This is a genomic window from Streptomyces hirsutus (assembly GCF_001418415.1).
Lineage (GTDB): Bacteria > Actinomycetota > Actinomycetes > Streptomycetales > Streptomycetaceae > Streptomyces > Streptomyces hirsutus.
In genome coordinates this window covers 1-20,378 of the sequence record NZ_LIQT01000536.1, presented here as the reverse complement: position 1 = coordinate 20,378, position 20,378 = coordinate 1, and the positions used below count along the sequence as shown (strand labels likewise).

General features: G+C 72.3%; 18 protein-coding genes and 1 riboswitch. Of the genes, 12 read left to right on the top strand and 6 right to left on the bottom strand.

What is annotated here, in order from left to right:
- The first annotated feature begins 76 nt into the window (after nucleotides 1-76).
- Nucleotides 77-1,774: a flavin monoamine oxidase family protein gene (locus tag AOK11_RS33630; RefSeq protein WP_055597463.1), complete on the top strand. Its 1,698-nt coding sequence runs from the start codon at nucleotides 77-79 to the stop codon at nucleotides 1,772-1,774.
- 42 nt (nucleotides 1,775-1,816) lie between these two features.
- Here AOK11_RS33630 and AOK11_RS33625 read toward each other — a convergent pair whose 3' ends face one another.
- A complete protein-coding gene (locus AOK11_RS33625; protein WP_055597462.1) occupies nucleotides 1,817-2,503 on the bottom strand; it encodes a DUF5995 family protein in 687 nt (228 codons plus the stop codon).
- 172 nt (nucleotides 2,504-2,675) lie between these two features.
- Between AOK11_RS33625 and AOK11_RS33620 the strand changes: the two genes are divergently transcribed.
- Nucleotides 2,676-3,833, top strand: a complete 1,158-nt coding sequence (locus tag AOK11_RS33620) for a glycoside hydrolase family 6 protein (protein WP_055597464.1) — start codon at nucleotides 2,676-2,678, stop codon at nucleotides 3,831-3,833.
- Here the strand turns inward: AOK11_RS33620 and AOK11_RS33615 are convergent.
- Both AOK11_RS33615 and AOK11_RS33610 read right to left on the bottom strand, forming a co-directional pair.
- The gene (locus tag AOK11_RS33615; protein WP_055597461.1) at nucleotides 3,815-5,269 is read right to left on the bottom strand and encodes a uracil-xanthine permease family protein; all 1,455 of its coding nucleotides are present in this window, start codon (nucleotides 5,267-5,269) and stop codon (nucleotides 3,815-3,817) included. The genes AOK11_RS33620 and AOK11_RS33615 overlap by 19 nt on opposite strands.
- Nucleotides 5,270-5,427: 158 nt before the next feature.
- Nucleotides 5,428-6,633: an MFS transporter gene (locus tag AOK11_RS33610; protein ID WP_055597460.1), complete on the bottom strand. Its 1,206-nt coding sequence runs from the start codon at nucleotides 6,631-6,633 to the stop codon at nucleotides 5,428-5,430.
- 237 nt (nucleotides 6,634-6,870) lie between these two features.
- Here AOK11_RS33610 and AOK11_RS33605 point away from each other — a divergent pair, with 237 nt between their 5' ends.
- Complete coding sequence (locus AOK11_RS33605) at nucleotides 6,871-8,079, top strand: ROK family transcriptional regulator (protein WP_055597459.1); 1,209 nt, start codon at nucleotides 6,871-6,873, stop codon at nucleotides 8,077-8,079.
- A gap of 83 nt (nucleotides 8,080-8,162) precedes the next feature.
- Here AOK11_RS33605 and AOK11_RS33600 read toward each other — a convergent pair whose 3' ends face one another.
- Nucleotides 8,163-8,921, bottom strand: a complete 759-nt coding sequence (locus AOK11_RS33600; RefSeq protein ID WP_055597458.1) for an SDR family oxidoreductase — start codon at nucleotides 8,919-8,921, stop codon at nucleotides 8,163-8,165.
- 453 nt (nucleotides 8,922-9,374) lie between these two features.
- Nucleotides 9,375-9,505: riboswitch (FMN riboswitch) on the top strand.
- A 144-nt stretch (nucleotides 9,506-9,649) separates the two neighbouring features.
- Between AOK11_RS33600 and AOK11_RS33595 the strand changes: the two genes are divergently transcribed.
- From AOK11_RS33595 to AOK11_RS33555, 9 genes are all read left to right on the top strand, one after another.
- Entirely contained in the window at nucleotides 9,650-10,264 is a 615-nt protein-coding gene (locus AOK11_RS33595) for a riboflavin synthase (RefSeq protein WP_055597457.1), read from the top strand.
- Nucleotides 10,261-10,905, top strand: a complete 645-nt coding sequence (locus tag AOK11_RS33590; RefSeq protein ID WP_055597456.1) for a nicotinamide mononucleotide transporter family protein — start codon at nucleotides 10,261-10,263, stop codon at nucleotides 10,903-10,905. The genes AOK11_RS33595 and AOK11_RS33590 overlap by 4 nt, the downstream gene beginning before the upstream one ends.
- The gene (locus tag AOK11_RS33585; protein ID WP_055597455.1) at nucleotides 10,902-12,191 is read left to right on the top strand and encodes a bifunctional 3,4-dihydroxy-2-butanone-4-phosphate synthase/GTP cyclohydrolase II; all 1,290 of its coding nucleotides are present in this window, start codon (nucleotides 10,902-10,904) and stop codon (nucleotides 12,189-12,191) included. Before AOK11_RS33590 ends, AOK11_RS33585 begins: the two co-directional genes overlap by 4 nt.
- An 88-nt stretch (nucleotides 12,192-12,279) precedes the next feature.
- Entirely contained in the window at nucleotides 12,280-12,765 is a 486-nt protein-coding gene (gene ribH, locus AOK11_RS33580) for a 6,7-dimethyl-8-ribityllumazine synthase (protein WP_055597454.1), read from the top strand.
- Nucleotides 12,766-12,799: 34 nt separating this feature from the next.
- Nucleotides 12,800-13,072 (top strand): phosphoribosyl-ATP diphosphatase, encoded by a 273-nt coding sequence (locus AOK11_RS33575; protein WP_010046365.1) that lies wholly within the window; start codon nucleotides 12,800-12,802, stop codon nucleotides 13,070-13,072.
- A 54-nt stretch (nucleotides 13,073-13,126) separates the two neighbouring features.
- Nucleotides 13,127-13,990: an ATP phosphoribosyltransferase gene (gene hisG, locus AOK11_RS33570; protein ID WP_055597453.1), complete on the top strand. Its 864-nt coding sequence runs from the start codon at nucleotides 13,127-13,129 to the stop codon at nucleotides 13,988-13,990.
- A gap of 25 nt (nucleotides 13,991-14,015) precedes the next feature.
- Nucleotides 14,016-14,525 carry a PH domain-containing protein gene (locus tag AOK11_RS33565; RefSeq protein ID WP_055597452.1) on the top strand — a complete coding sequence of 170 codons (510 nt, stop codon included), beginning with the start codon at nucleotides 14,016-14,018 and terminating at the stop codon, nucleotides 14,523-14,525.
- 279 nt (nucleotides 14,526-14,804) lie between these two features.
- Entirely contained in the window at nucleotides 14,805-16,148 is a 1,344-nt protein-coding gene (locus AOK11_RS33560; protein ID WP_055597451.1) for a hemolysin family protein, read from the top strand.
- Nucleotides 16,145-17,341 carry a hemolysin family protein gene (locus AOK11_RS33555; protein WP_055597450.1) on the top strand — a complete coding sequence of 399 codons (1,197 nt, stop codon included), beginning with the start codon at nucleotides 16,145-16,147 and terminating at the stop codon, nucleotides 17,339-17,341. The genes AOK11_RS33560 and AOK11_RS33555 overlap by 4 nt, the downstream gene beginning before the upstream one ends.
- An 84-nt stretch (nucleotides 17,342-17,425) precedes the next feature.
- On the opposite strand, the gene AOK11_RS33550 is transcribed toward AOK11_RS33555, so the two are convergent.
- Both AOK11_RS33550 and AOK11_RS33545 read right to left on the bottom strand, forming a co-directional pair.
- Complete coding sequence (locus tag AOK11_RS33550) at nucleotides 17,426-19,294, bottom strand: AAA family ATPase (RefSeq protein ID WP_055597449.1); 1,869 nt, start codon at nucleotides 19,292-19,294, stop codon at nucleotides 17,426-17,428.
- 428 nt (nucleotides 19,295-19,722) lie between these two features.
- Complete coding sequence (locus AOK11_RS33545) at nucleotides 19,723-20,343, bottom strand: uridine kinase family protein (RefSeq protein ID WP_063793565.1); 621 nt, start codon at nucleotides 20,341-20,343, stop codon at nucleotides 19,723-19,725.
- Nucleotides 20,344-20,378 lie beyond the last annotated feature (35 nt).

The window sequence follows — 20,378 nt, the reverse complement described above, 5'->3', positions numbered from 1 at the left end:
GCCCTGTACGGGCCCCTCGGCTGAACCCCGTCCCCGCCCCCGCTCCGACATCTTCCGCGCAAGGAGTCCGCACCCCATGACGTCCACGGTGCCCAACGCCGTCGAGCACGCCGACGAGCAGCAGCCGCCGATCACCATGTTCGGCCCGGACTTCCCCTACGCGTACGACGACTTCCTCGCGCACCCGGCGGGCCTCGGCCAGATCCCCGCGACGGAACACGGCACCGAGGTCGCGGTGATCGGCGGCGGCCTGTCCGGCATCATCACCGCCTACGAGCTGATGAAGATGGGTCTCAAGCCCGTCGTGTACGAGGCCGACCGGATCGGCGGCCGGCTGCGCACCGTCGGATTCGAGGGCTGCGACCCCGCGCTCACCGCCGAGATGGGCGCGATGCGCTTCCCGCCGTCCTCCACGGCCCTCCAGCACTACATCGACCTGGTGGGCCTCGAGACCCGCCCGTTCCCCAACCCCCTCGCCGCGTCGACACCGTCGACCGTCGTCGACCTCAAGGGCGAGTCCCACTACGCCGAAACCCTCGACGACCTCCCGCAGGTCTACCGGGACGTGGCCGACGCCTGGGCCCGGTGCCTGGAGGAGGGCGCCGACTTCTCCGACATGAACCGCGCCCTGCGCGAGCGCGACGTCCCGCGCATCCGCGAGATCTGGTCCCGGCTCGTCGAGAAGCTCGACGACCAGACCTTCTACGGCTTCCTCTGCGACTCCGAGGCCTTCAGGTCCTTCCGGCACCGCGAGATCTTCGGCCAGGTCGGCTTCGGCACCGGCGGCTGGGACACCGACTTCCCCAACTCCATCCTGGAGATCCTGCGCGTCGTCTACACCGAGGCCGACGACCACCACCGGGGCATCGTCGGCGGCTCGCAGCAGCTGCCGCTGCGCCTGTGGGAGCGCGAACCGGAGAAGCTCGTCCACTGGCCCTACGGCACCTCGCTGAAGACCCTGCACGTGGACGGCGAGCCGCAACCGGCGGTGACGCGGCTGCACCGCACCGCGGGCCACCGCGTCACGGTGACGGACGCGAACGGAGACGTCCGTACCTACCGGGCGGCCGTCTTCACCGCCCAGTCCTGGATGCTGCTGTCAAAGATCGCCTGTGACGACGCGCTCTTCCCGATCGACCACTGGACCGCCATCGAGCGCACCCACTACATGGAGTCCAGCAAGCTCTTCGTGCCCGTCGACCGGCCCTTCTGGCTCGACAAGGACGAGGACACGGGGCGGGACGTCATGTCGATGACGCTGACCGACCGCATGACCCGGGGCACCTATCTGCTGGACGACGGCCCGGACCGGCCCGCCGTCATCTGCCTGTCCTACACCTGGTGCGACGACAGCCTGAAGTGGCTGCCGCTGTCACCGAACGAGCGGATGGAGGTCATGCTGAAGTCGCTGGGCGAGATCTACCCGAAGGTCGACGTCAGGAAGCACATCATCGGCAACCCGGTCACCGTCTCCTGGGAGAACGAGCCCTACTTCATGGGCGCGTTCAAGGCCAACCTGCCCGGTCACTACCGTTACCAGCGGCGCCTGTTCACGCACTTCATGCAGGACCGGCTGCCCGAGGACAAGCGGGGCGTCTTCCTCGCCGGCGACGACATCTCCTGGACGGCCGGCTGGGCCGAGGGCGCCGTCCAGACCGCGCTCAACGCCGTCTGGGGCGTCATGCACCACTTCGGCGGAGGGACCGACGCGTCCAACCCCGGGCCCGGTGATGTGTACGACGAGATCGCGCCGGTGGAACTCTCCGACGACTGAACCCGGCCGCACCGCGGGCGCCGCGGCCGGCCCCGGTTCCGCTCAGCCGGGCAGCGGTGTGAGCAGCATGCGCCCGGCGAAGCCCACGGCCATGTCGAGACGTGCGGCGAACTCCTCGGCGACGTCCGGCAGTCCGCGCAGCGCCCACAGCGCGCGGGCCGTCGTCCACGCGGCGTCCCGGGCGCGGTCCAGGCTCCACGCGCCGGCCAGATGGGTGAGGGGATCGGCGAGCTGGAGGAGGTCGGGACCGGGCATCAGGTCCTCGCGGATGCGCTCCTCCAGCGCGGCCAACAGATCACCCACCTGCTCGAACTCGTCCTCCAGCCACGCGGGTTCGCAATCGAGGGTACGGCAGGTGTCCACGACGGCGAGCGCCAGATCATGACCGATGTGCGCATTGATGCCCGCCAGCGCGAACTGCAGCGGACGTACGCCGGGATGGTGGCGGAACTGGAACAGCGGACGCCAGCAGGCCGGCGGGCGGCGCCCCTCGGACACCGCTTCGACGGCGGCCAGATAGCGCTCGGCGAACACCACGTTCAGGGTGACCGCCGCCCGCGCGTCCGCGAGCAGACCCGCGTCGATGCGCCGGTCGGCCTCCGTCGTCACCGTGAGGTAGACCCGGTTGAAGACCGCGATCCCGTCCCGGCGGGGCAGGGCGGAGTCGAGGGCGCGCATACGGGAGACGACCGTGTCTACGGGGGTGTGGACTTGCTCGCATCGCGCCATGAGCGCAGATTCGCACCTTTAGTGTGGTGCCCGTGGCGGCGGGACCGACGCTTCCCCGGAACGGGGTAACGCGCCCGCCGTGGGGGAGGGGGAGCAGTACGTGTCAGGCTCGCGTGCCCAACGCCTGGCCGCTCGGCGATCCGCGCGCAGAGGCGTGGCCCGGCGCGGCACCATGGTCGCGGCCGCCTCCGTCGTGGTGGCCGTCGGCACCGCCACCGGGATGCTCTCGGCCCTCGGCGGGGACCGCGGCTCGGACGAGGCACGGCCGCCCGGGGTGACCGCGTCGCCCCGGCTGGAACCACTGCCCGCCGTGCCGTCCCCGTCGCCCGCCGAACCCTCCCCGTCCGCCTCTCCGGAGCCCGGTCCTGAAAAGGACGAGAAGGCCGGGAAGGAGGGGAAGCAGGGGAAGGCGAGTGCCACGGCGTCCGCGTCCGGGAGCGGGCCGGAGCAGCGGTCCGGCGCGGCGTCCACCCGGCTCTACCGCCACCCCGACTCCCAGGTCCTGGACTGGGCGCGGGCCAACCCCGGCGATCCGCGCCGGGCGGTCATAGAGTCCCGCATCGGCGACCGGCCCGCGGCGGTGTGGTTCGCGGACTACTCGCCGGACACCCTGACCGCGCGGGTCCGCGCGGTCACCTCGGGCGGCGCCGCGCGGGGGCAGGTGCCCGTCGTCGTGCCGTACGCGATACCCGACCGTGACTGCGGAGGGCACTCCCAGGGAGGAGCGCCCGGCCTGGACGCCTACGACGGCTGGATCGACCGGTTCGCCGCCGGGCTGGGGTCCGGCGAGGTCGTCGTGATCCTGGAGCCGGACTCCCTCGCCCAGGTCGAATGCCTCTCCGCGGGCGAGCGCACCGCCCGCTTCGCCTCGCTGGCCCGCGCCGGACGGGTGCTGAAGAAGGCCAACCCCCGGGCACGGGTCTACTACGACGCCGGGCACTCCGGGTGGAACGCGCCCGCGAAACAGGCCGGCTGGCTGCGGCAGGCCGGGGCCGCGTCGGCGGCCTCCTCCGACGGGGTCTTCAGCAACGTCTCCAACTTCCACGCCACCGCCGACGAGATCGCCTACGACCGGCGGGTGCTCGACGCCCTCGGCGGTCCGCCGGGCCTCGGCGCGGTGATCGACACCAGCCGCAACGGCAACGGCGCTCCGGCCGACGGCGAGTGGTGCGACCCCGCGGGCCGCATACTCGGCCGGGCCCCGACGCTCAGCACCGGCGAGGCGGGGATCGACGCCTACCTGTGGGTCAAGCTGCCGGGGGAGTCGGACGGCTGCAAGGGGGCGCCGGGCACCTTCACCCCGTCGTACGCCTACGACTTGGCGCGCTGACCGCCTTCGCCGTCCGCCTCGCCGTCGCCCTTCCCGCCGCTCGTGCCGGCCTCGGCGTCGTTGCCGCTCGTGTCGTAGGACGAGGTGCCCTCGTCCAGCAGCGGCTCCTGCGTCTTGAGGTGGGCGGGGGCGAAGGCGCGCAGCGCGTGGTAGCCCGTGATGACGACGAGCGTGCCGAGCGCGATGCCGCTGAGCGAGAAGGTGTCGGTGAACTCCAGCGTGACGTTGCCGATCCCGATGATGATGCCGGCGGCGGCCGGCACCAGGTTCAGCGGATTGCGCAGGTCCACCTTGGCGTTGATCCAGATCTGGGCGCCGAGCAGGCCGATCATGCCGTAGAGGATGACGGTGATGCCGCCGAGCACACCTCCGGGGACGGCCGCCACGACCGCGCCGAACTTCGGGCAGAGGCCGAACAGCAGGGCGAAACCCGCGGCCGCCCAGTACGCGGCGGTCGAATAGACGCGGGTCGCCGCCATCACGCCGATGTTCTCGGAGTACGTGGTGTTGGGCGGGCCGCCCACGGCGGTGGACAGCATGGAACCGACGCCGTCGGCGGAGATGGCCGTGCCCAGCTTGTCGTCGAGGTTGTCGCCGGTCATCTCGCCGACGGCCTTGACGTGCCCGGCGTTCTCGGCGATCAGCGCGATGACGACCGGCAGGGCGACCAGGATCGCCGACCACTCGAACGACGGGCCGTGCAGGGTCGGCAGACCGATCCAGTCGGCCTGGCCGACGCCCGACAGGTCCAGGCGCCAGTGGTCGGTGACCGCACCGCTCGCGTCCGCGGAGTGGATCTGCCCGAAGACCCGGTCGAGGCCCCAGGACAGGACGTACCCGAAGACCAGCCCGAGGAAGATCGCGATGCGGGACCAGAAACCGCGCAGACACACCACCGCCAGACCGGTGAACAGCATCACGAACAGGGCGGTCCACTGGTCCTGCGGCCAGTAGGTGGCGGCCGTGACCGGCGCCAGGTTGAAGCCGATCAGCATCACCACCGCACCGGTGACGATCGGCGGCATCGCGGCGTGGATGATCCGCGCTCCGAAGTGCCGTACCGCGAGCCCCACCAGGAACAGCGCGGCCCCGACCACGAACACCGCGCCGGTGACGGTGGCGCTGGACCCGCCCTGGGCCCGGATGACCGCGGCGACGCCGACGAAGGAGAGCGAGCAGCCCAGATAACTGGGCACCCGGCCGCGCGTGGCCAGCAGGAACACGATGGTCGCGACGCCCGACATCATGATCGCGAGATTGGGGTCCAGACCCATGAGGACCGGTGCGACGAACGACGCCCCGAACATCGCGACGACGTGCTGGGCCCCCAACCCCGCGGTGCGGGGCCACGAGAGCCGTTCGTCGGGACGGACCACCGCACCGGGGGCCGGTGTGCGTCCGTCGCCGTGCAGTGTCCAGCGGACGCCGAGATCCATGAGCTGTCGCTTTCGTCGTTCGTGCAGCGTGTCCGGACCATTGTGAGGGCTGATCGGGCATGCTCCGGTCACGCGGGAGGGCGGGGCCGGGCCCGCCCGCACCCGAGCGTGATCCGCGGCCCCGGGGAGGGAGTTCGGCGAGACGGTCCGCGGGGCTTTCAGGTCCGTGGGCCGGGAACGGCCGCGTCCGGCCGGATGATCTTCACCCGGTCCCCGCCGCGCAGCACGCCCGCGAAGCCGACCAGGCCGCACGACAACGCCGTGACCAGGACGAACGACACCATCAGACTGGTCGCCTGGGCCAGCAGCCCGATCGCGCTCGGAGCGATCAGCCCCGAGGTGTACGTGATGGTCGCGACGCCCGCGATGGCGAGGCTCGGGTTGCTGCCGCTGCGGCCGGCCGCGGCGAAGCACAGCGGCACCACCACCGCGATGCCGAGACCCATCAGCGCGAAGCCGGCCATCGCCGCCGCGGGGTGCTGCGCGAGGACGATCAGCAGTCCGCCGCCGACGGCGACGACACCGCTCGCGCGGACCGTGCGCACCGCACCGTAGCGGTCCACCACCCGGTCCCCGGCGATCCGGGCGACCGCCATGGTGAGCGTGAACCCGGTGGTGCAGGCCGCCGCGAGACCGGCCGAGGCCTCCAGCCGGTCGCGCAGGTAGACCGCCGACCAGTCGAGGCTCGCGCCCTCCGCGAAGACGGCGCAGAAGCCGATCGCGCCGATCAGCAGTGCGGAGCGGGGCGGCAGCGCGAACCTCGGCGGCGGCTCCTCGTCCGAGGCGGACCGCAGATCGAGGACGTGGCCGGCCGCGGCGACGCCCACCACGGTCAGGACACCGGCCGCGAGCGTGTGGTGCAGCCGGGCGTCCGCACCGAGGTGCGCGGCGAGCGTGCCGGCCGCCGAACCGATCAGGGCGCCGACGCTCCACATGCCGTGCAGCCCGGACATGATCGACCGGTCGAGCCGGTTCTCCACCTCCACGCCCAGGGCGTTCATCGCCACGTCGGACATGCCGGCCGTGGCGCCGTAGACGAACAGGGCCAGGCAGAGGGTGAGCAGGTTCGGGGCGACGGACGGCAGGACCAGCGCGAGCGTCCACAGCGCGATCAGCCCGCGCAGTGCGGCCCGGGCGCCGAAGCGGTGGCTGACCCACCCCGCCAGCGGCATCGCGACGGACGCGCCGAGCGCGGGGAAGGCGAGCGCGAGCCCCAACTGCCCGGGGCTCACGCCGGCATGGTCCTGGATCCACGGCACACGGGTGGCGAACGAGCCCGTGACGGCGCCGTGCACGGCGAACACCGCCCCCACGGCGTACCGCGCCCGCCGCACCTCGTGCTGCCCGTACACCTCTGCACTCATGGTCCCGCCCCTCCCGGTCGCCCAAGGCATCCCTGACGCGCCGGGTAAACTATCAGGGACCCTGCCTGAAAGATAAGGGGATTTTCGCCAGTCCGGTCCGGCACGGCACAGTCCGGTCCGGCGCCCCCCGCTCCGGCCTGCTTGCCCCGCCGGCCCGCTCGCCCGGCCGGTGCGGTCCTGCCGCCGTCATCGCCGCCGCCCGCCGACGGCGGACCGCCGATCTGGAAGGATCACGCCATGGCCGCATCCCCGAGCACCGCCCGAGCCATCAACGACCGGCTCGCCCTGCGGCTGCTCCAGCAGGAAGGACCCCTGACGGCCGGGCAGTTGAAGCAGCTGACCGGGCTGTCCCGGCCGACCGTCGCCGACCTCGCCGAGCGGCTGACCGCGGCCGGGCTGATCACCGTGGTCGGAGAGGCCGGGGAACAACGGCGCGGGCCGAACGCGAAGGTCTACGGGATCGTCGCCGACCGGGCGCACCTGGCCGCACTCGACGTGCGGACCGAGGGCGTCGCGGTGGTCGTGTCCGACCTCGTCGGCACGGTCCTGGCCGAGGCCTCCGCACCGATCGCGCCGGCCGCCGGGACGGGCCCGGCCGTGGAGCGGGCGGTGACCCTGGTCGAGCGGACCTTGAAGGAGGCGGGAGCCGACCGGCTGCACACCGTCGGCGTCGGCGCCCCGGGGCTGATCGATCCCGCGAGCGGCGACCTGCGCGACTCCACGGGGCTGCCGCAATGGCACCGCCGGCTGGTCGCCGCGCTTCAGGACCGGCTGCCCGAGGCGCGGGTCAGCCTCGAGAACGAGACCAACCTCGCCGCCCTGGCCGAGCAGCGCGACGGGGCCGCCCGCGACCGCGACACCTTCGTCCTGCTGTGGCTCGGCCACGGCACCGGCGCGGCCGTGATCCTGGACGGCGCCCTGCGCCGGGGCGCCTCCGGCGGCACGGGTGAGATCGGCTTCCTGCCGGTCCCGGGCACGCCCGGCCTGCCGTCGGCCACGGACTGCGGCGGCGGCTTCCACTCCCTTGCGTCGGCGGCGGCGGTCGCGGAACTGGCGGGGGAGTACGGGGTCGTGGCCGAGCCGGGAGTGGAACCGGCGGCGGCGGGAGCGGTACGGGCGGCCGCCGCACGGGCGGGGGAGGAGCCGGGCTCCGCGGACGCGCGCTTCCTCGACGCCCTCGCCGACCGTGTCGCCGTGGGGGTCGCGTCGGTGGCCGCGCTGCTGGATCCCGGGTGCGTGGTGCTCGGCGGGGAGATCGGACAGGCGGGCGGCGGGGAACTCGCCGCCCGCGTGCAGGACCGGACGGCCCGGATGTCACCGCTGCCCACCGAGGTGCGGGCGAGTGTCCTGGGCGGCGGAGCGGTGCTGCGAGGCGCCCTCCTGACGGCCCGCGACCATGCCCAGGACGAACTCTTCGGCCCCACCGTGCAGGGCCACGCCCCCTGAGGAACGCTCCCCCGGCACCGCGTACGCGCCTCTGCGCCCGCGGCGGCTCATTCACCCGGGGCGCTCGCCTGCCCGGTGCGCGCTCACTTGCCCGCGCGTACGTGCTCCGCCCGCGCCGCCAGGAACTCCTCGAAGGTGCCCTTGCCCACCGCGTGCTCCGGGGCGAGATGGCCGCCGGCGCGGAAGGCGCGGTACGCCGCGCCCCGGAGGGGCACCTTGACCACCGCGCGGCGGCGGCCCGTGGCCTCCAGGTAGGAACGCGCCAGGGACTCCAGCGTGCGCACCTCCGGCCCGCCCATGTCTGCGACGCGCCCCGCGGGTCCGCCCCGGGCCAGCTCCGCCAGACGGTCCGCGACCTCGGTCACCGCGATCGGCTGGTCCTTCACACGGGCCGGCAGCAGCATCACCGGAGACTTGCCCAGTGCCTGGAGGAGGGTGAGCACCAGGTCGTGGAACTGGGTCGTACGGAGCACGGTCCAGCCGAGCCCCGACTCCTCGATCAGCCGCTCCACCGCGAACTTGGTCCTGTAGTAGCCGAACGGCACCTGGTCGACACCGACGATCGAGATGTAGACGACGTGTCCCACCCCGGCCCGCCGCGCCGCCGCCACGAGGTTCTTCGCCGCCGCCTCGTCGCCGCCGCGCGGCGTGCTCGCACAGTGGACGATCGTGTCCACCCCCGTGACGGCCGTGTTCAGCGCACCGCCGCCCCGGCGCAGGTCGACGGCGTACGGCCGGGAGTGCCGGCTGAGCACCCGCACCTCCTGCGCGCCCGTCCGCAACCGCTCGCTGACGTGCCGGCCGAGGGTTCCCGTACCGCCGGTCACCAGGGTCGTGGTCATGCCGTTCAGCTCCTCAGGTCCTGTCGTCGGACGAAGGCGCTCCTGCCGGCGCACCTTCGTCAAGTTCATCAGGAGGGAGACGGAACCGCCGCCGGGAATGTGACACGGGACCGGCGGGCGCGGTGACGAGGCTATGCGGGCACGGTGGTGAGGCCCGGCGGCGGGCAAGGGCCGTCGTCACCGCCGCCGGGCCGGTCTCTGGAAGGGGCTGCAGCAGACGGTAAGAGGACTAGACCACTGCGTCAATAGGTATGGACCAACTGTGGGGGTGTTCCGGCGCACCCCGGCGACGCCCAAGGGTGCGAAAGGGGGCGGCGGTCGGGCGGGCGCGAGCCGTCCGCCGGGAGCCCGCCCCGCGGTGACGGCGCACGGTGTCACTTCCTGTGAGGCAGCCCACACCCGGTGCCCGCGTGGACGGCGGGCGGGCATGGCACACTGGCCCTGTACCAGCAGCAGCGCACTCCGGGGTCGGTGAAAGTCCGAACCGGCGGTTACAGTCCGCGACCCGGCCGCTTCCAGTGGCCGGTTGACCAGGTGAAATTCCTGGACCGACGGTTAAAGTCCGGATGGGAGGCAGTGCGCGGCGGGCGGGCATCCATGCGCGCCGCCGTACCGGTCCGTCCTCGTGGCGGACTCCGTCCGGCGTCGCTCCCGGTGCCTCCGCCCGTTTTTCTGTCGTCATCGGCAGCCCCGGAGTCCGTGCCCGAAGAGGCAGGAGGACCCGGGAAGTGTTCACCGGAATCGTCGAAGAACTGGGCGAGATCACCGCCGTCGAGACCCTCGACGACGCTTGTCGTTTCCGGCTGCGCGGTCCCGCCGTCACCGAGGGCGCGAAGCACGGCGACTCGATCGCCGTCAACGGTGTCTGCCTCACCGTCGTGGACCACGAGGGCGACGAGTTCACCGCGGACGTGATGGCCGAGACCCTGAACCGCTCCAGCCTCGGCGCCCTCGCCGTAGGCTCCCGCGTCAACCTCGAACGCCCCATGGCCCTGGGCGCCCGCCTAGGCGGCCACATCGTGCAGGGGCACGTCGACGGCACCGGCCGGATCCTCGGGCGCGAGCCGTCCGAGAACTGGGAGATCGTCAGGATCTCGCTCCCCGCCGAACTCTCCCGCTACGTCGTGGAGAAGGGCTCCATCACGGTCGACGGCATCAGCCTCACCGTCGTGGACGCCGGGCAGGACTTCTTCACCGTCAGCCTGATCCCCACCACCCTCGCCCTGACCACCCTCGGACTCAAGCAGAGCGGCGACCCGGTCAACCTCGAGGTGGACGTCATCGCCAAATACGTCGAGCGGCTGATCGGCGACCGGACGATCGGTGAGGGGGCCACCGAGTGAACTGGCTGAACTCCGAGGCGTTCACCCTCTTCGACCAGCACATCAAGTGGTCGGACATGATCGGCAACGTGATCGGTCTGGCCGCCCTGGCCCTCGGCTGGCGGCGCTCCATCTGGACCTGGCCCGCCCAGTTCGTCTCGGGCCTGATCCTCTTCACGGCCTTCGCCACCGCCCACCTCTCCGGCAGCGCGGGCAAGCAGATCGTCGTCATGCTCGTCGCCGCGTGGGGCTTCCGGCAGTGGAACCGCGGCCGGCGGCAGGCGCAGGACGGTTCCCTCGCGGTGCGGTTCGCCACCTGGCGCGAGCGCGGCGCGCTGATCGGCCTCGCGGCCGTCGGCACCCTCGCCGTCGGCGGCCTGTTCACCGCCTTCCCGTCCCTGTCCTGGGACCCCTGGCCGGACGCGTACATCTTCGTCGGCACCATCGTCGCCATGTACGCCCAGGCCCGCGGCATGGTCGAGTTCTGGTTCGCCTGGCTGCTGGTCGACCTCGTCGGTGTACCGCTGAACTTCGCCAACGGCTTCGCCTTCTCCGGCTTCGTCTACGTCATCTACGGCGCGCTGGTCCTGTGGGGACTGCGCGACTGGTGGCTGCGCTCCCGCGAGGACGCGCGCCCCGCACTGGAAGGAGCGCCGGCATGAGCACGGCACCGATCCTTTACAGCACCGAGGAGTTCGAGGACCCCATGCTCGACCCGGTCGAACAGGCCATCGCCGATATCGCGGCCGGCCGCCCCGTCGTGGTCGTCGACGACGAGGACCGCGAGAACGAGGGCGACCTCGTCGTCGCCGCCGAGAAGGCGACCCCCGAGATCGTCGCCTTCATGATGAGCGAATGCCGCGGACTGATCTGCGCCCCCATGGAGAGCGACGAACTGGACCGGCTCCGCCTCCCGCAGATGGTCGAGGACAACACCGAGTCGATGAAGACGGCGTTCACCGTCTCCGTCGACGCCTCTGCCGCCCACGGAGTGAGCACCGGAATCTCGGCGGCCGACCGGGCCACCACACTCCAACTGCTCGCGAGCGGCACCGCCGAGCCCACCGACCTCGTCCGCCCCGGCCACGTCTTCCCGCTGCGCGCCCGCTCCGGCGGCGTACTCGTACGCAACGGCCACACCGAGGCCGCCGTCGACCTCGCCCGCCTCGCGGGACTGCGCCCGGCCGGAGCCATCGTCGAGATCGCCGGCGAGGACGGCCGGATGCTGCGCCTGCCCGAACTGGTCCCGTTCGCCCGCAAGCACGGCCTGACGATCATCTCCATCGAGGACCTGATCGCCTACCGCCGCAGCTCCGAGCCCACCGTCCGCCGCGAGGCCGAGGTCCGGCTGCCCACCTCCCACGGCGTGTTCACCGCCTACGGCTACCGCTCCACCGTCGACGGCGTCGAACACGTCGCCCTCGTCCACGGAGACATCGGCGACGGCCGGGACGTCCTGGTGCGCGTCCACTCCGAATGCCTCACCGGCGACATCTTCGGCTCCCAGCGCTGCGACTGCGGCCCCCAGCTGGACGCCTCCCTGGACCGCATCCAGGCGGAGGGGCGGGGCGTCGTCGTCTACCTGCGCGGACACGAGGGGCGAGGCATCGGCCTGATGTCCAAGCTGCGCGCCTACGAACTCCAGGAACGCGGACGCGACACCCTCGACGCCAACCTCGAACTCGGCCTGCCCGCCGACGCCCGCGACTACGCCGCCGGCGCGCGGATACTCGCCGACCTCGGAGTACGCGGAGTCCGCCTGCTGACCAACAACCCCGACAAGTCCCAGGCCCTCGTCCGGTACGGCATCGAGGTCACCGGACGCGAGCCGATGCCCGTCACCGCCGGCGAGCACAACATCCGCTACCTGCGCACCAAGCGCGACCGGATGGGCCACGACCTGCCCTGGCTGGACACGCCGACCGTGCCCGCCTGCGGCAACCAGTGACAGCGCCCGCCCGGGACAACCATCCACCACGGCAACCGGCAGGAGACCCTGACCGCGGCGGCCGGCAAGAGAATCACCGAGGAGAGACGTGAGCGGCAAGGGTGCACCGGAACTGTCCGTACGCAACGTGGGGGACCTCCGCGTCGCCGTCGTCGCGGCACAGTGGCACGAGAAGGTGATGGACGGACTGGTCGACGGCGCTCTGCGCGCCCTGCACGACCTCGGCATCGACGAGCCGACCCTGCTGCGGGTCCCCGGCAGCTGGGAACTCCCGGTCGTGGCCAAGGTCCTCGCCGGACGCGGCTACGACGCGATCGTCGCCCTCGGCGTCGTCATCCGGGGCGGCACACCCCACTTCGAGTACGTGTGCCAGGGCGTCACCCTGGGACTCACCCAGGTCAGCACCGACACCGGCGTGCCCGTCGGCTTCGGCCTGCTCACCTGCGACACCGAGGAGCAGGCGCTGGACCGCGCCGGACTGCCCGGTTCCACCGAGGACAAGGGGCACGAGGCGGTCACGGCGGCGGTGGCGACCGCGGCCACGCTGCGTTCGGTATCCGAACCCTGGCGGTGAGCAGCCCCCGACACCGCGTAGGGTAAGGACCACCATGTCCAAGAAGACGTTCGAGGAGCTCTTCACCGAGCTCCAGCACAAGGCCGCGCACGGCGACCCCGCCACCTCCCGCACCGCCGAACTGGTGGAAAAGGGCGTCCATGCCATCGGCAAGAAGGTCGTCGAAGAGGCCGCCGAGGTATGGATGGCCGCCGAGCACGAGGGCAAGGAAGCGGCCGCCGAGGAGATCTCGCAGCTGCTCTACCACGTCCAGGTGATGATGGTCGCCCGAGGCATCTCCCTCGACGACGTCTACGCCCACCTGTGAGCGCGGGCCCCCCACCACCCCTGACACCGCCGGACCGCAAAGGAAGCCGACCTCATGCTGCGCATCGCACTCCCCAACAAGGGTTCACTGGCAGGCCCTGCGGCGGAGATGCTGCATGAGGCCGGCTACCAGCAGCGCCGGGAGTCGAAGGAACTGAGGATCGTCGACCCGGTCAACGAGGTCGAGTTCTTCTACCTCCGCCCCCGCGACATCGCCATCTACGTCTCGTCCGGCCGCCTCGACATCGGCATCACCGGCCGCGACCTCCTGATCGACTCCGGCGCCGAAGCCGAGGAGATCCTGCCCCTGGGCTTCGCCCGCTCCACCTTCCGCTTCGCCGCCAAGCCCAGCGCCGCCAGGAGCGTCGCGGACCTGAACGGCAGCACGGTCGCCACCTCCTACGAGGGCATCGTCGCGCGGTACCTCGCCGAGCAGGGCATCGACGCCTCCGTGGTCCACCTCGACGGTGCCGTCGAGACCGCCATCGAACTCGGCGTCGCCGAAGTCATCGCGGACGTCGTCGAGACCGGCACCTCCCTGCGCAACGCGGGCCTGGAGGTCATCGGTGAACCGATCATGACCTCCGAGGCCGTCGTCATCCGCCGCACCGGCGCCGAGGCCGGGGCCGACGACACCGTCGAGTCCAAGGTGGGCCAGTTCCTGCGGCGCCTCCAGGGCGTCCTCGTCGCCCGCACCTACGTGATGATGGACTACGACTGCCGGGTCGAGCAGCTGGAGAAGGCCGTCGCGCTGACCCCCGGCCTGGAGTCCCCGACCGTGTCCCCGCTGCACAACGAGGGCTGGGTCGCCGTCCGCGCCATGGTCCCCTCCAAGGAGGCCCAGCGGATCATGGACGACCTCTACGACCTCGGCGCCCGGGCCATCCTCACCACGGCCATCCACGCCTGCCGTCTCTGACCCGGACCGATCCCGGAGCCGCACCATGCCGGACACCACCCCCGACACCACCCCGGATCCCGCCCCGGGCACCCCGTCGGACCAACTGCCCGCCCTGCCCGTCACCTTCCGGCCGGGCCGCACCCGCGCGGTGCTGCTCAGCGCGGCCGTCGCGCTCTTCGCGGCCATCTCCCTGATCGCGCTGCTGCTGAAGCAGGTCAACCCGGGCGAGCGCCTCAGCTTCGTGTTCACCGCCGCCCTCCTGGCGGGAGTCCTGGTCCTGCTGGCCCGGCCCAGGGTCGACGCGGACGAGACGGGCGTCACCGTCGTCAACATCGTGACCCGGCGCCGGCTGGAGTGGGCCCAGATCCTTCGGGTGAACCTCCGTCCGGGTGATCCCTGGGTCTTCCTCGACCTCAGCGACGGCACCAGCCTGCCGGTGCTCGGCATCCAGCCGGGCATCGCCCGGGAGCGCGCCATCGCCGACGCGCGGGCCCTGCGGGCGCTCGCCGTGGCACGGACCACGCCCCCCGGCCCCGGAACCTCCCAGGGCTGATCCGGAACGCTTCGGGGACATCTCGGGAACACGTCGGGGACACCTCGGGGTCGTCCACCCTGCCGCGTTCGCCCCTGTCTTGATTAATCTGTCGGACACGGGCGCGACGACCGCGCCCTCGCCCCTGCCGCCCCGCCCGGTGCCCCAGGGGCTCCAGCTATCCGAGGAGTGACCCTCTCCGGCGATGGACGGATCGTCCTGCAGTACGTGCGCCGCCCCCTGTCGACATAGCGCGAACCCGCTCCCCGAGGTCCGCGACCGTGCGCGCGCGGCGGCATCATGACCACCCCCCTGCTGCTCCTCGCAGCCGCATTCCTGCTGATTCTCGCCAACGGGTTCTTCGTGGCCGCCGAGTTCGGCCTGGTCACCGTCGAGAGGCCGGACGCCGAACAGGCCGCCGCCGGCGGCGACCGGCGCGCCCACCGGGTCGTCGAGTCACTCAAGGAACTGTCCTTCCAGCTCTCCGGCACCCAGCTCGGTATCACCCTCACCTCCCTGGTCGTCGGCATGCTCGCCGAACCCGCCCTCGCCGAACTGCTGCGCGGCCCCGTCACCGGCATCGGCGTCCCCACCGGCGCGGTCTCCACCGTCTCCGTGGTCATCGGCATGCTGCTGGCCTCCGCCGTGCAGATGGTCATCGGCGAACTCGTGCCCAAGAACTGGGCGGTGTCCCGCCCCCTGCAGGTCGCGCGGTTCGTCGCCGGCCCGCAGCACGCCTTCGCCCGCGTGTTCCGCCCGGTCATCGCAGGGCTCAACGCCGTGGCCAACCGGCTCGTGCGCACTCTGGGCATCGAGCCGACCGCGGAACTCGCCTCCGCTCGCAGCCCCGGCGAACTCGTCTCCCTGGCCCGGCACTCCGCGCGGGCCGGCGCCCTGGAACAGGACACCGCGGACCTCTTCGTACGGACCCTGTCCCTGGCCGGGCTGACCGCGCAGCACGTCATGACCCCGCGCGTGAAGGTCAGCGCCCTGCAGGACTCCGCGACCGCCGAGGACGTGGTGAACCTGACCCGGGCCACCGGCCTGTCCCGCTTCCCCGTCTACCGGGAGCGGATCGACGAGGTCGTCGGCATGGTCCACCTCAAGGACGCCCTCGCGGTGTCCCCGCCCGACCGGCTGCGCACCCCCGTCGGCGGCATCGCCCGACCCGCGCTGCTCGTCCCCGAATCCCTGCCCGTACGGCCGCTGCTGGCACGGCTGCGCAGCGGGCAGCCCATCGCGGTCGTCGTCGACGAGTACGGCGGCACGGCCGGCGTCGTCACCCTGGAGGACATCGTCGAGGAGATCGTCGGCGAGGTCCTCGACGAACACGACGACCTGCTGGGCGAGGCCTCCGAGCCCGTCCCCGCTCCGCCGGAGGACGGCAGCCTTGCCTGGGACGCCGACGGCAGCGTCCGCGTCGACGTTCTGCTCCGCATAGGCCTCGACGTGCCCGAGGGGCCCTACGAGACCGTCGCCGGCCTGGTCGCCGATCTGCTCGGCCGGATCCCGGCCGTCGGCGACCGCGCGGAGCTGCCCGGCTGGCGGCTCTCGGTGCGCCGTGTCGGACACAACCGCGCCGAGCGCGTACGCCTGGTCCAGGCGGCCGAGACGGCCCCGCCGCTCGTGGAGGCAGCCGGATGAGCCTGCTGCACCTCCTGTTCGCCGCGCTGCTCGTCCTCGCCAACGGCTTCTTCGTGGGCGCCGAGTTCGCGCTGGTCTCCGTGCGCCGCAGCCAGATCGAACCGCTCGGCACCGCACGGGCCCGCCAGGCCCTGTACGGGCTCGAGCATCTGCCGCAGATGATGGCGGCGGCCCAGTTCGGCATCACCGTCTGCTCGCTGACCCTCGGCGCGGTCGCCGAACCGACGGTCGCCCGCCTGTTGGAGCCGGTCTTCGGATGGATGCGTCTGCCGCACGGCATGGTTCATCCGCTCGGCTACGTCCTCGCGCTCGCCGCCGTGGTCTTCTTCCACCTCGTCATCGGCGAGATGGTTCCGAAGAACCTCGCGATGGCGGCCCCCGAGAGGGCCGCGCTGTGGCTGAGTCCCGGACTGGTCTGGTTCGCCCGCCTGTGCGGACCCGTCACGGTCGCCCTCGGTGCCTGCGCCCGGGTTGTCCTGCGGGCCTTCCGCGTCGAGCCGAAGGACGAGATCGAAGCCGTCTTCACCAGCGAGCAGCTCAACCGGCTCGTCGAGGACGCCGGTCAGGCGGGCCTCCTCGACCCCGAGGAGGCAGAGCGCCTGGAGGACGCCCTGGAACTGGGCTCCCGTCCGGTGACGGACGTCCTGCTGCCCCGCGAGTCACTGGTGACGGTCGGCCCCGGGGTCACCCCGGCCCGGATCGTGGATCTCACCGCCCGTACCGGCTACTCCCGGTTCCCGGTCGCCGTGGCCGACGGCGGCTTCATGGGGTACCTGCACGTCAAGGACGTACTCGACCTGGAGGAGTCCGACCGGGCGGTGCCGCAGCGGCTCTGGCGGCGCATGCCGACCCTCGGGCCCGAAGTCCCGCTCGACGACGCCCTCACCGTGATGCGCCGCGCCGCCACCCACCTCGCCCAGGTGACCGACGCGTCCGGCCGGGTACGGGGCCTGGTGGCCCTGGAGGACGTCCTGGAACTGCTGGTGGGCGAGGTCCGGGACCCGGCGCACCACGAGAGACCGCGCACGCGGACGAACGGCGCGCCGCGTCCCGGCACCGGATCGCCGCCGCACTCCGGAACGCGTCCCGGCACCGGATCGCCGCCGGACAACGGAGCACAGTCCGGCACGGGAGCGGCTGTCGGGGTGACCGAACCCAGGGACGGTGCCCAGAAGGGAGCGCTCACCGGCTGACGTCAGGGGCGCGGTCTTCCGGGAGCAAGCGCCGGAGCGCGTACCGGCGGGGTGCCGGGCAGGAACCGTGGGGACCCGTCGGTGTCACGCCGCCGGAGGGTCCTGCGGCCCCCGCCCGGACAGCACCTCCCCGTACGCCTGCATCAGATCCGGCAGCCGCAGCGTCGCCAGGTCCTCCCGGGTCAGCGTGCCCGGATACGCCGGATACGCCGACAGCCGCAGATCCCGGTACGCGCAGCTCTTCTCGTACAGGGTCCGCAGGAAGCGCCCGTTGCCCAGCTCGTCGATCCACCCCTGGTCCACCACGTGCCCGGCGACGGACCGCAGTTCGTCCAGCGCCTCCTCGTCCCACACGTCGCCGTTCTCGGCGGCCAGTACCTCGCCGATCGCGGTCAGTTCGAGGGGCCGGTAGGAGGGGAAATCGACGCGGGTGGTGAAACGGGAGGACAGACCGGGGTTGGCACCCAGGAGGCGGTCCATGCCCTCCGGGTAGCCGGCCAGTATGACCACCAGATGGTCGCGGTTGTCCTCGGCCCGCTTCAGCAGAACCTGGAGCGCCTCGTCGCCGTACGCGTCGCCCTTGCCGTAGCCGGAGTTGGAGAGCGCGTAGGCCTCGTCGACGAAGAGGACCCCGCCGAGCGCGGAGTCGATCAGCTCGTTGGCCTTCACCGCCGTCTGGCCCAGGTACTCGCCGACCAGATCGGCCCGCTGGGCCTCCACGAGATGGTCGCCGCCGAGCAGCCCGAGGGCGTAGAAGACCCGGCCCAGGATGCGGGCCACCGTGGTCTTGCCGGTGCCGGACGGCCCGGAGAAGACGAAGTGCCGTTTCGGCGGCTGCACCGGAAGCCCCTGCCCGGCCCGCAGCCGCGCCATGTTCAGCTGTGCCGACAACGCCTTGACCTGGCGCTTCACCGGTTCCAGGCCGACCATGCGCTCCAGCTCGGCGAGTGCTTGCTCCAGTAGGGCGGGATCGGTGGGGCCGGTCGGCAGCGGAGTCACCGGGTCGCCCGTCCTCGCGCGCACCGAGGGGCCCGTGACCGGCGGCACGGGCGCGGGCGGCTCCTCCTCGGACAGCATCAGATCGCGGCCCTCGGTGTCGAACAGCGGGTCGAGGGTGTCAGGGCCGTCCAGCAGATCCCCGCCCGCCCCGCCGAGCGTGACCGTGCCGAGGTCGGCCGAGTCGTCGTAGCCGTCCCCTTCGGCGATGGCGGCGAGCCGGGCCGACGTGTCCATGAACGCGGGGTCGACCCGGTGCACCGCCCGGTAGAGGGGGAGCGCGGCGGCGCTGCGGCCGGTGCCCTCGTGGGCGCGCGCCAGCCAGTAACGCAGCTCCTTGCGCTGCGGCTGCTCGCTGCGGCAGCGCATCAGGGCCGCCGACAGCAGCGGTTCGGCCTGTCCGTACATCTCCAGACGCACCCGGGCCATCCCGCCGAACAGACCCGTCTCGATCCCGAGCAGCGGATCACCGTGCAGTGGGTCGGTGTGCCGGACCAACTGCTCCCAGTCCTTGACCAGATAGGCGCGGCAGGCGTGCAGGAAGCGAACCTGCGGGTCGGTGTCCACCGGAGGGAGTCCGGCAAGGGCGCGGTCCAGCTCGGGGACATGGCGGCCGTCCAGCCAGTGGGAGGCGTGCGCGAGCAGCAGATCGCGCGGGCTCTCCAGCACCGGCTGCACCCACCAGCCGAGCCAGTACCAGGAGTTGAGGGTGCGGTGGTGCCGGGCGCGCTGTTCGCCGAAGCGGTCCCGGTGCCGGAACATCCGCAGCAGCGAGGCCGTCGTGTCGACGCGCAGCGCGTGCAGACCGAGCCAGCCGTCCGCCATCCCCGGGTCGATCCGCACCGCGGCCCGGAACTCCTCCTCGGCCTGTGGATAGGCGCCCATCGTGTAGGCGTCCACGCCCCGCAGCCAGGCGAGGTCGGCAGGGGCTTGCGGGCCCTGCGTGCCGAAGTCCATCACGTCCCCCACAAACCGTGCCCCGTCGGTATGCCTTACCGGCCCTCGCCCGCCGGCTGCCCTGAGGCGAACCGCTGTGCCGCGGACCGGAGTTGCACGGTGCGCGAAGCAGCGTCCGTAGGTCGCACCGAAGGCATCGTACCTGCGGCGCCGCAACCTCCGTAGAGGGCCGTACCCGCAGGGGGGCGACGGGGAAGAGGAGCGTCCGCACCACGCTGTGACCGAGGGTGATCGTCATATGCCGCTCGGCATCCACGAAAGGCGAAGAAGGCAGAACGAAGCCCCCGATCACGGGGGAACAACCGGGGGCTTCGCGTCTGCGGGCGGCTCCGAACGGCCGCACATTGAGAACGTAAGACCTGTACGGCCCCCCGGTCAAGCGGAGTTGGAGCACTCCGGCGACTCGCCCGGAAGGGATCTTCACAGGTTCAACACATTGCGGACGACCCGTCACCGTGCGTGACGGACGGGTTCGGATCGGCAGCCCCGGCAGGCCCGGGAAGCACCTCATATCCCTTACCGCACTCCCGAACCAGCCGGTCGGCGAAGGGGCGTGACGGGTCGTCGGCGAAGTGCCGCCGCTCCGCCCCGACCCAGCCGCCCCAGAAGTCCCGCTGCTCCTCCCCGTCCCGCGCCCGTCCCCGCGACCAGGAGGCCTCCGCGGGCAGATCCATCCACAGCAGCAGCGCCAGATACGGCCGCAGCACCCGCCGCCCCGCGCCGACGCCCTCGACGACGACCACCGGGGCGGACGGCAGCGGGCGCGGCGGCCCGAAGGCGCGGGCCCGCCAGTCGTAGGGGGTGTAGGACGCCTGCTCGCCGCGGCCGAGCGGACCGATCACCTGGCTCAACAGCCGCCCGGTCCAGCCGAACAGCTCCTCGTGGCTGGCGATGTCGTCGAGCCGCAGCACGGGGGCGCCGTCCAGCGCGTCGGCCAGCCGCCCGGCGAACGTGGACTTCCCGGAGCCGGCGTGCCCGTCGACACCGATCAGCCGGACCGGTCCGCAGGAGGGGGCGAGTCGGCGAATGCGGGAGACGAGATCATGCATGGCGGGTTCCGGGGTGAGGCGGGTCGGGTCGGGCG

Bases quoted from the DNA above. Each gene is read 5' to 3' on its own strand.
- AOK11_RS33630 (WP_055597463.1), top strand. From the start codon at position 77: ATGACGTCCACGGTGCCCAACGCCGTCGAGCACGCCGACGAGCAGCAG.
- AOK11_RS33610 (WP_055597460.1), bottom strand. From the start codon at position 6,633: ATGAGTGCAGAGGTGTACGGGCAGCACGAGGTGCGGCGGGCGCGGTAC.
- AOK11_RS33545 (WP_063793565.1), bottom strand. From the start codon at position 20,343: ATGCATGATCTCGTCTCCCGCATTCGCCGACTCGCCCCCTCCTGCGGA.
- AOK11_RS33625 (WP_055597462.1), bottom strand. From the start codon at position 2,503: ATGGCGCGATGCGAGCAAGTCCACACCCCCGTAGACACGGTCGTCTCC.
- AOK11_RS33605 (WP_055597459.1), top strand. From the start codon at position 6,871: ATGGCCGCATCCCCGAGCACCGCCCGAGCCATCAACGACCGGCTCGCC.
- AOK11_RS33565 (WP_055597452.1), top strand. From the start codon at position 14,016: ATGCCGGACACCACCCCCGACACCACCCCGGATCCCGCCCCGGGCACC.
- AOK11_RS33575 (WP_010046365.1), top strand. From the start codon at position 12,800: ATGTCCAAGAAGACGTTCGAGGAGCTCTTCACCGAGCTCCAGCACAAG.
- AOK11_RS33555 (WP_055597450.1), top strand. From the start codon at position 16,145: ATGAGCCTGCTGCACCTCCTGTTCGCCGCGCTGCTCGTCCTCGCCAAC.
- hisG (WP_055597453.1), top strand. From the start codon at position 13,127: ATGCTGCGCATCGCACTCCCCAACAAGGGTTCACTGGCAGGCCCTGCG.
- AOK11_RS33600 (WP_055597458.1), bottom strand. From the start codon at position 8,921: ATGACCACGACCCTGGTGACCGGCGGTACGGGAACCCTCGGCCGGCAC.
- AOK11_RS33620 (WP_055597464.1), top strand. From the start codon at position 2,676: ATGGTCGCGGCCGCCTCCGTCGTGGTGGCCGTCGGCACCGCCACCGGG.
- AOK11_RS33615 (WP_055597461.1), bottom strand. From the start codon at position 5,269: ATGGATCTCGGCGTCCGCTGGACACTGCACGGCGACGGACGCACACCG.
- AOK11_RS33585 (WP_055597455.1), top strand. From the start codon at position 10,902: ATGAGCACGGCACCGATCCTTTACAGCACCGAGGAGTTCGAGGACCCC.
- AOK11_RS33550 (WP_055597449.1), bottom strand. From the start codon at position 19,294: ATGGACTTCGGCACGCAGGGCCCGCAAGCCCCTGCCGACCTCGCCTGG.
- AOK11_RS33560 (WP_055597451.1), top strand. From the start codon at position 14,805: ATGACCACCCCCCTGCTGCTCCTCGCAGCCGCATTCCTGCTGATTCTC.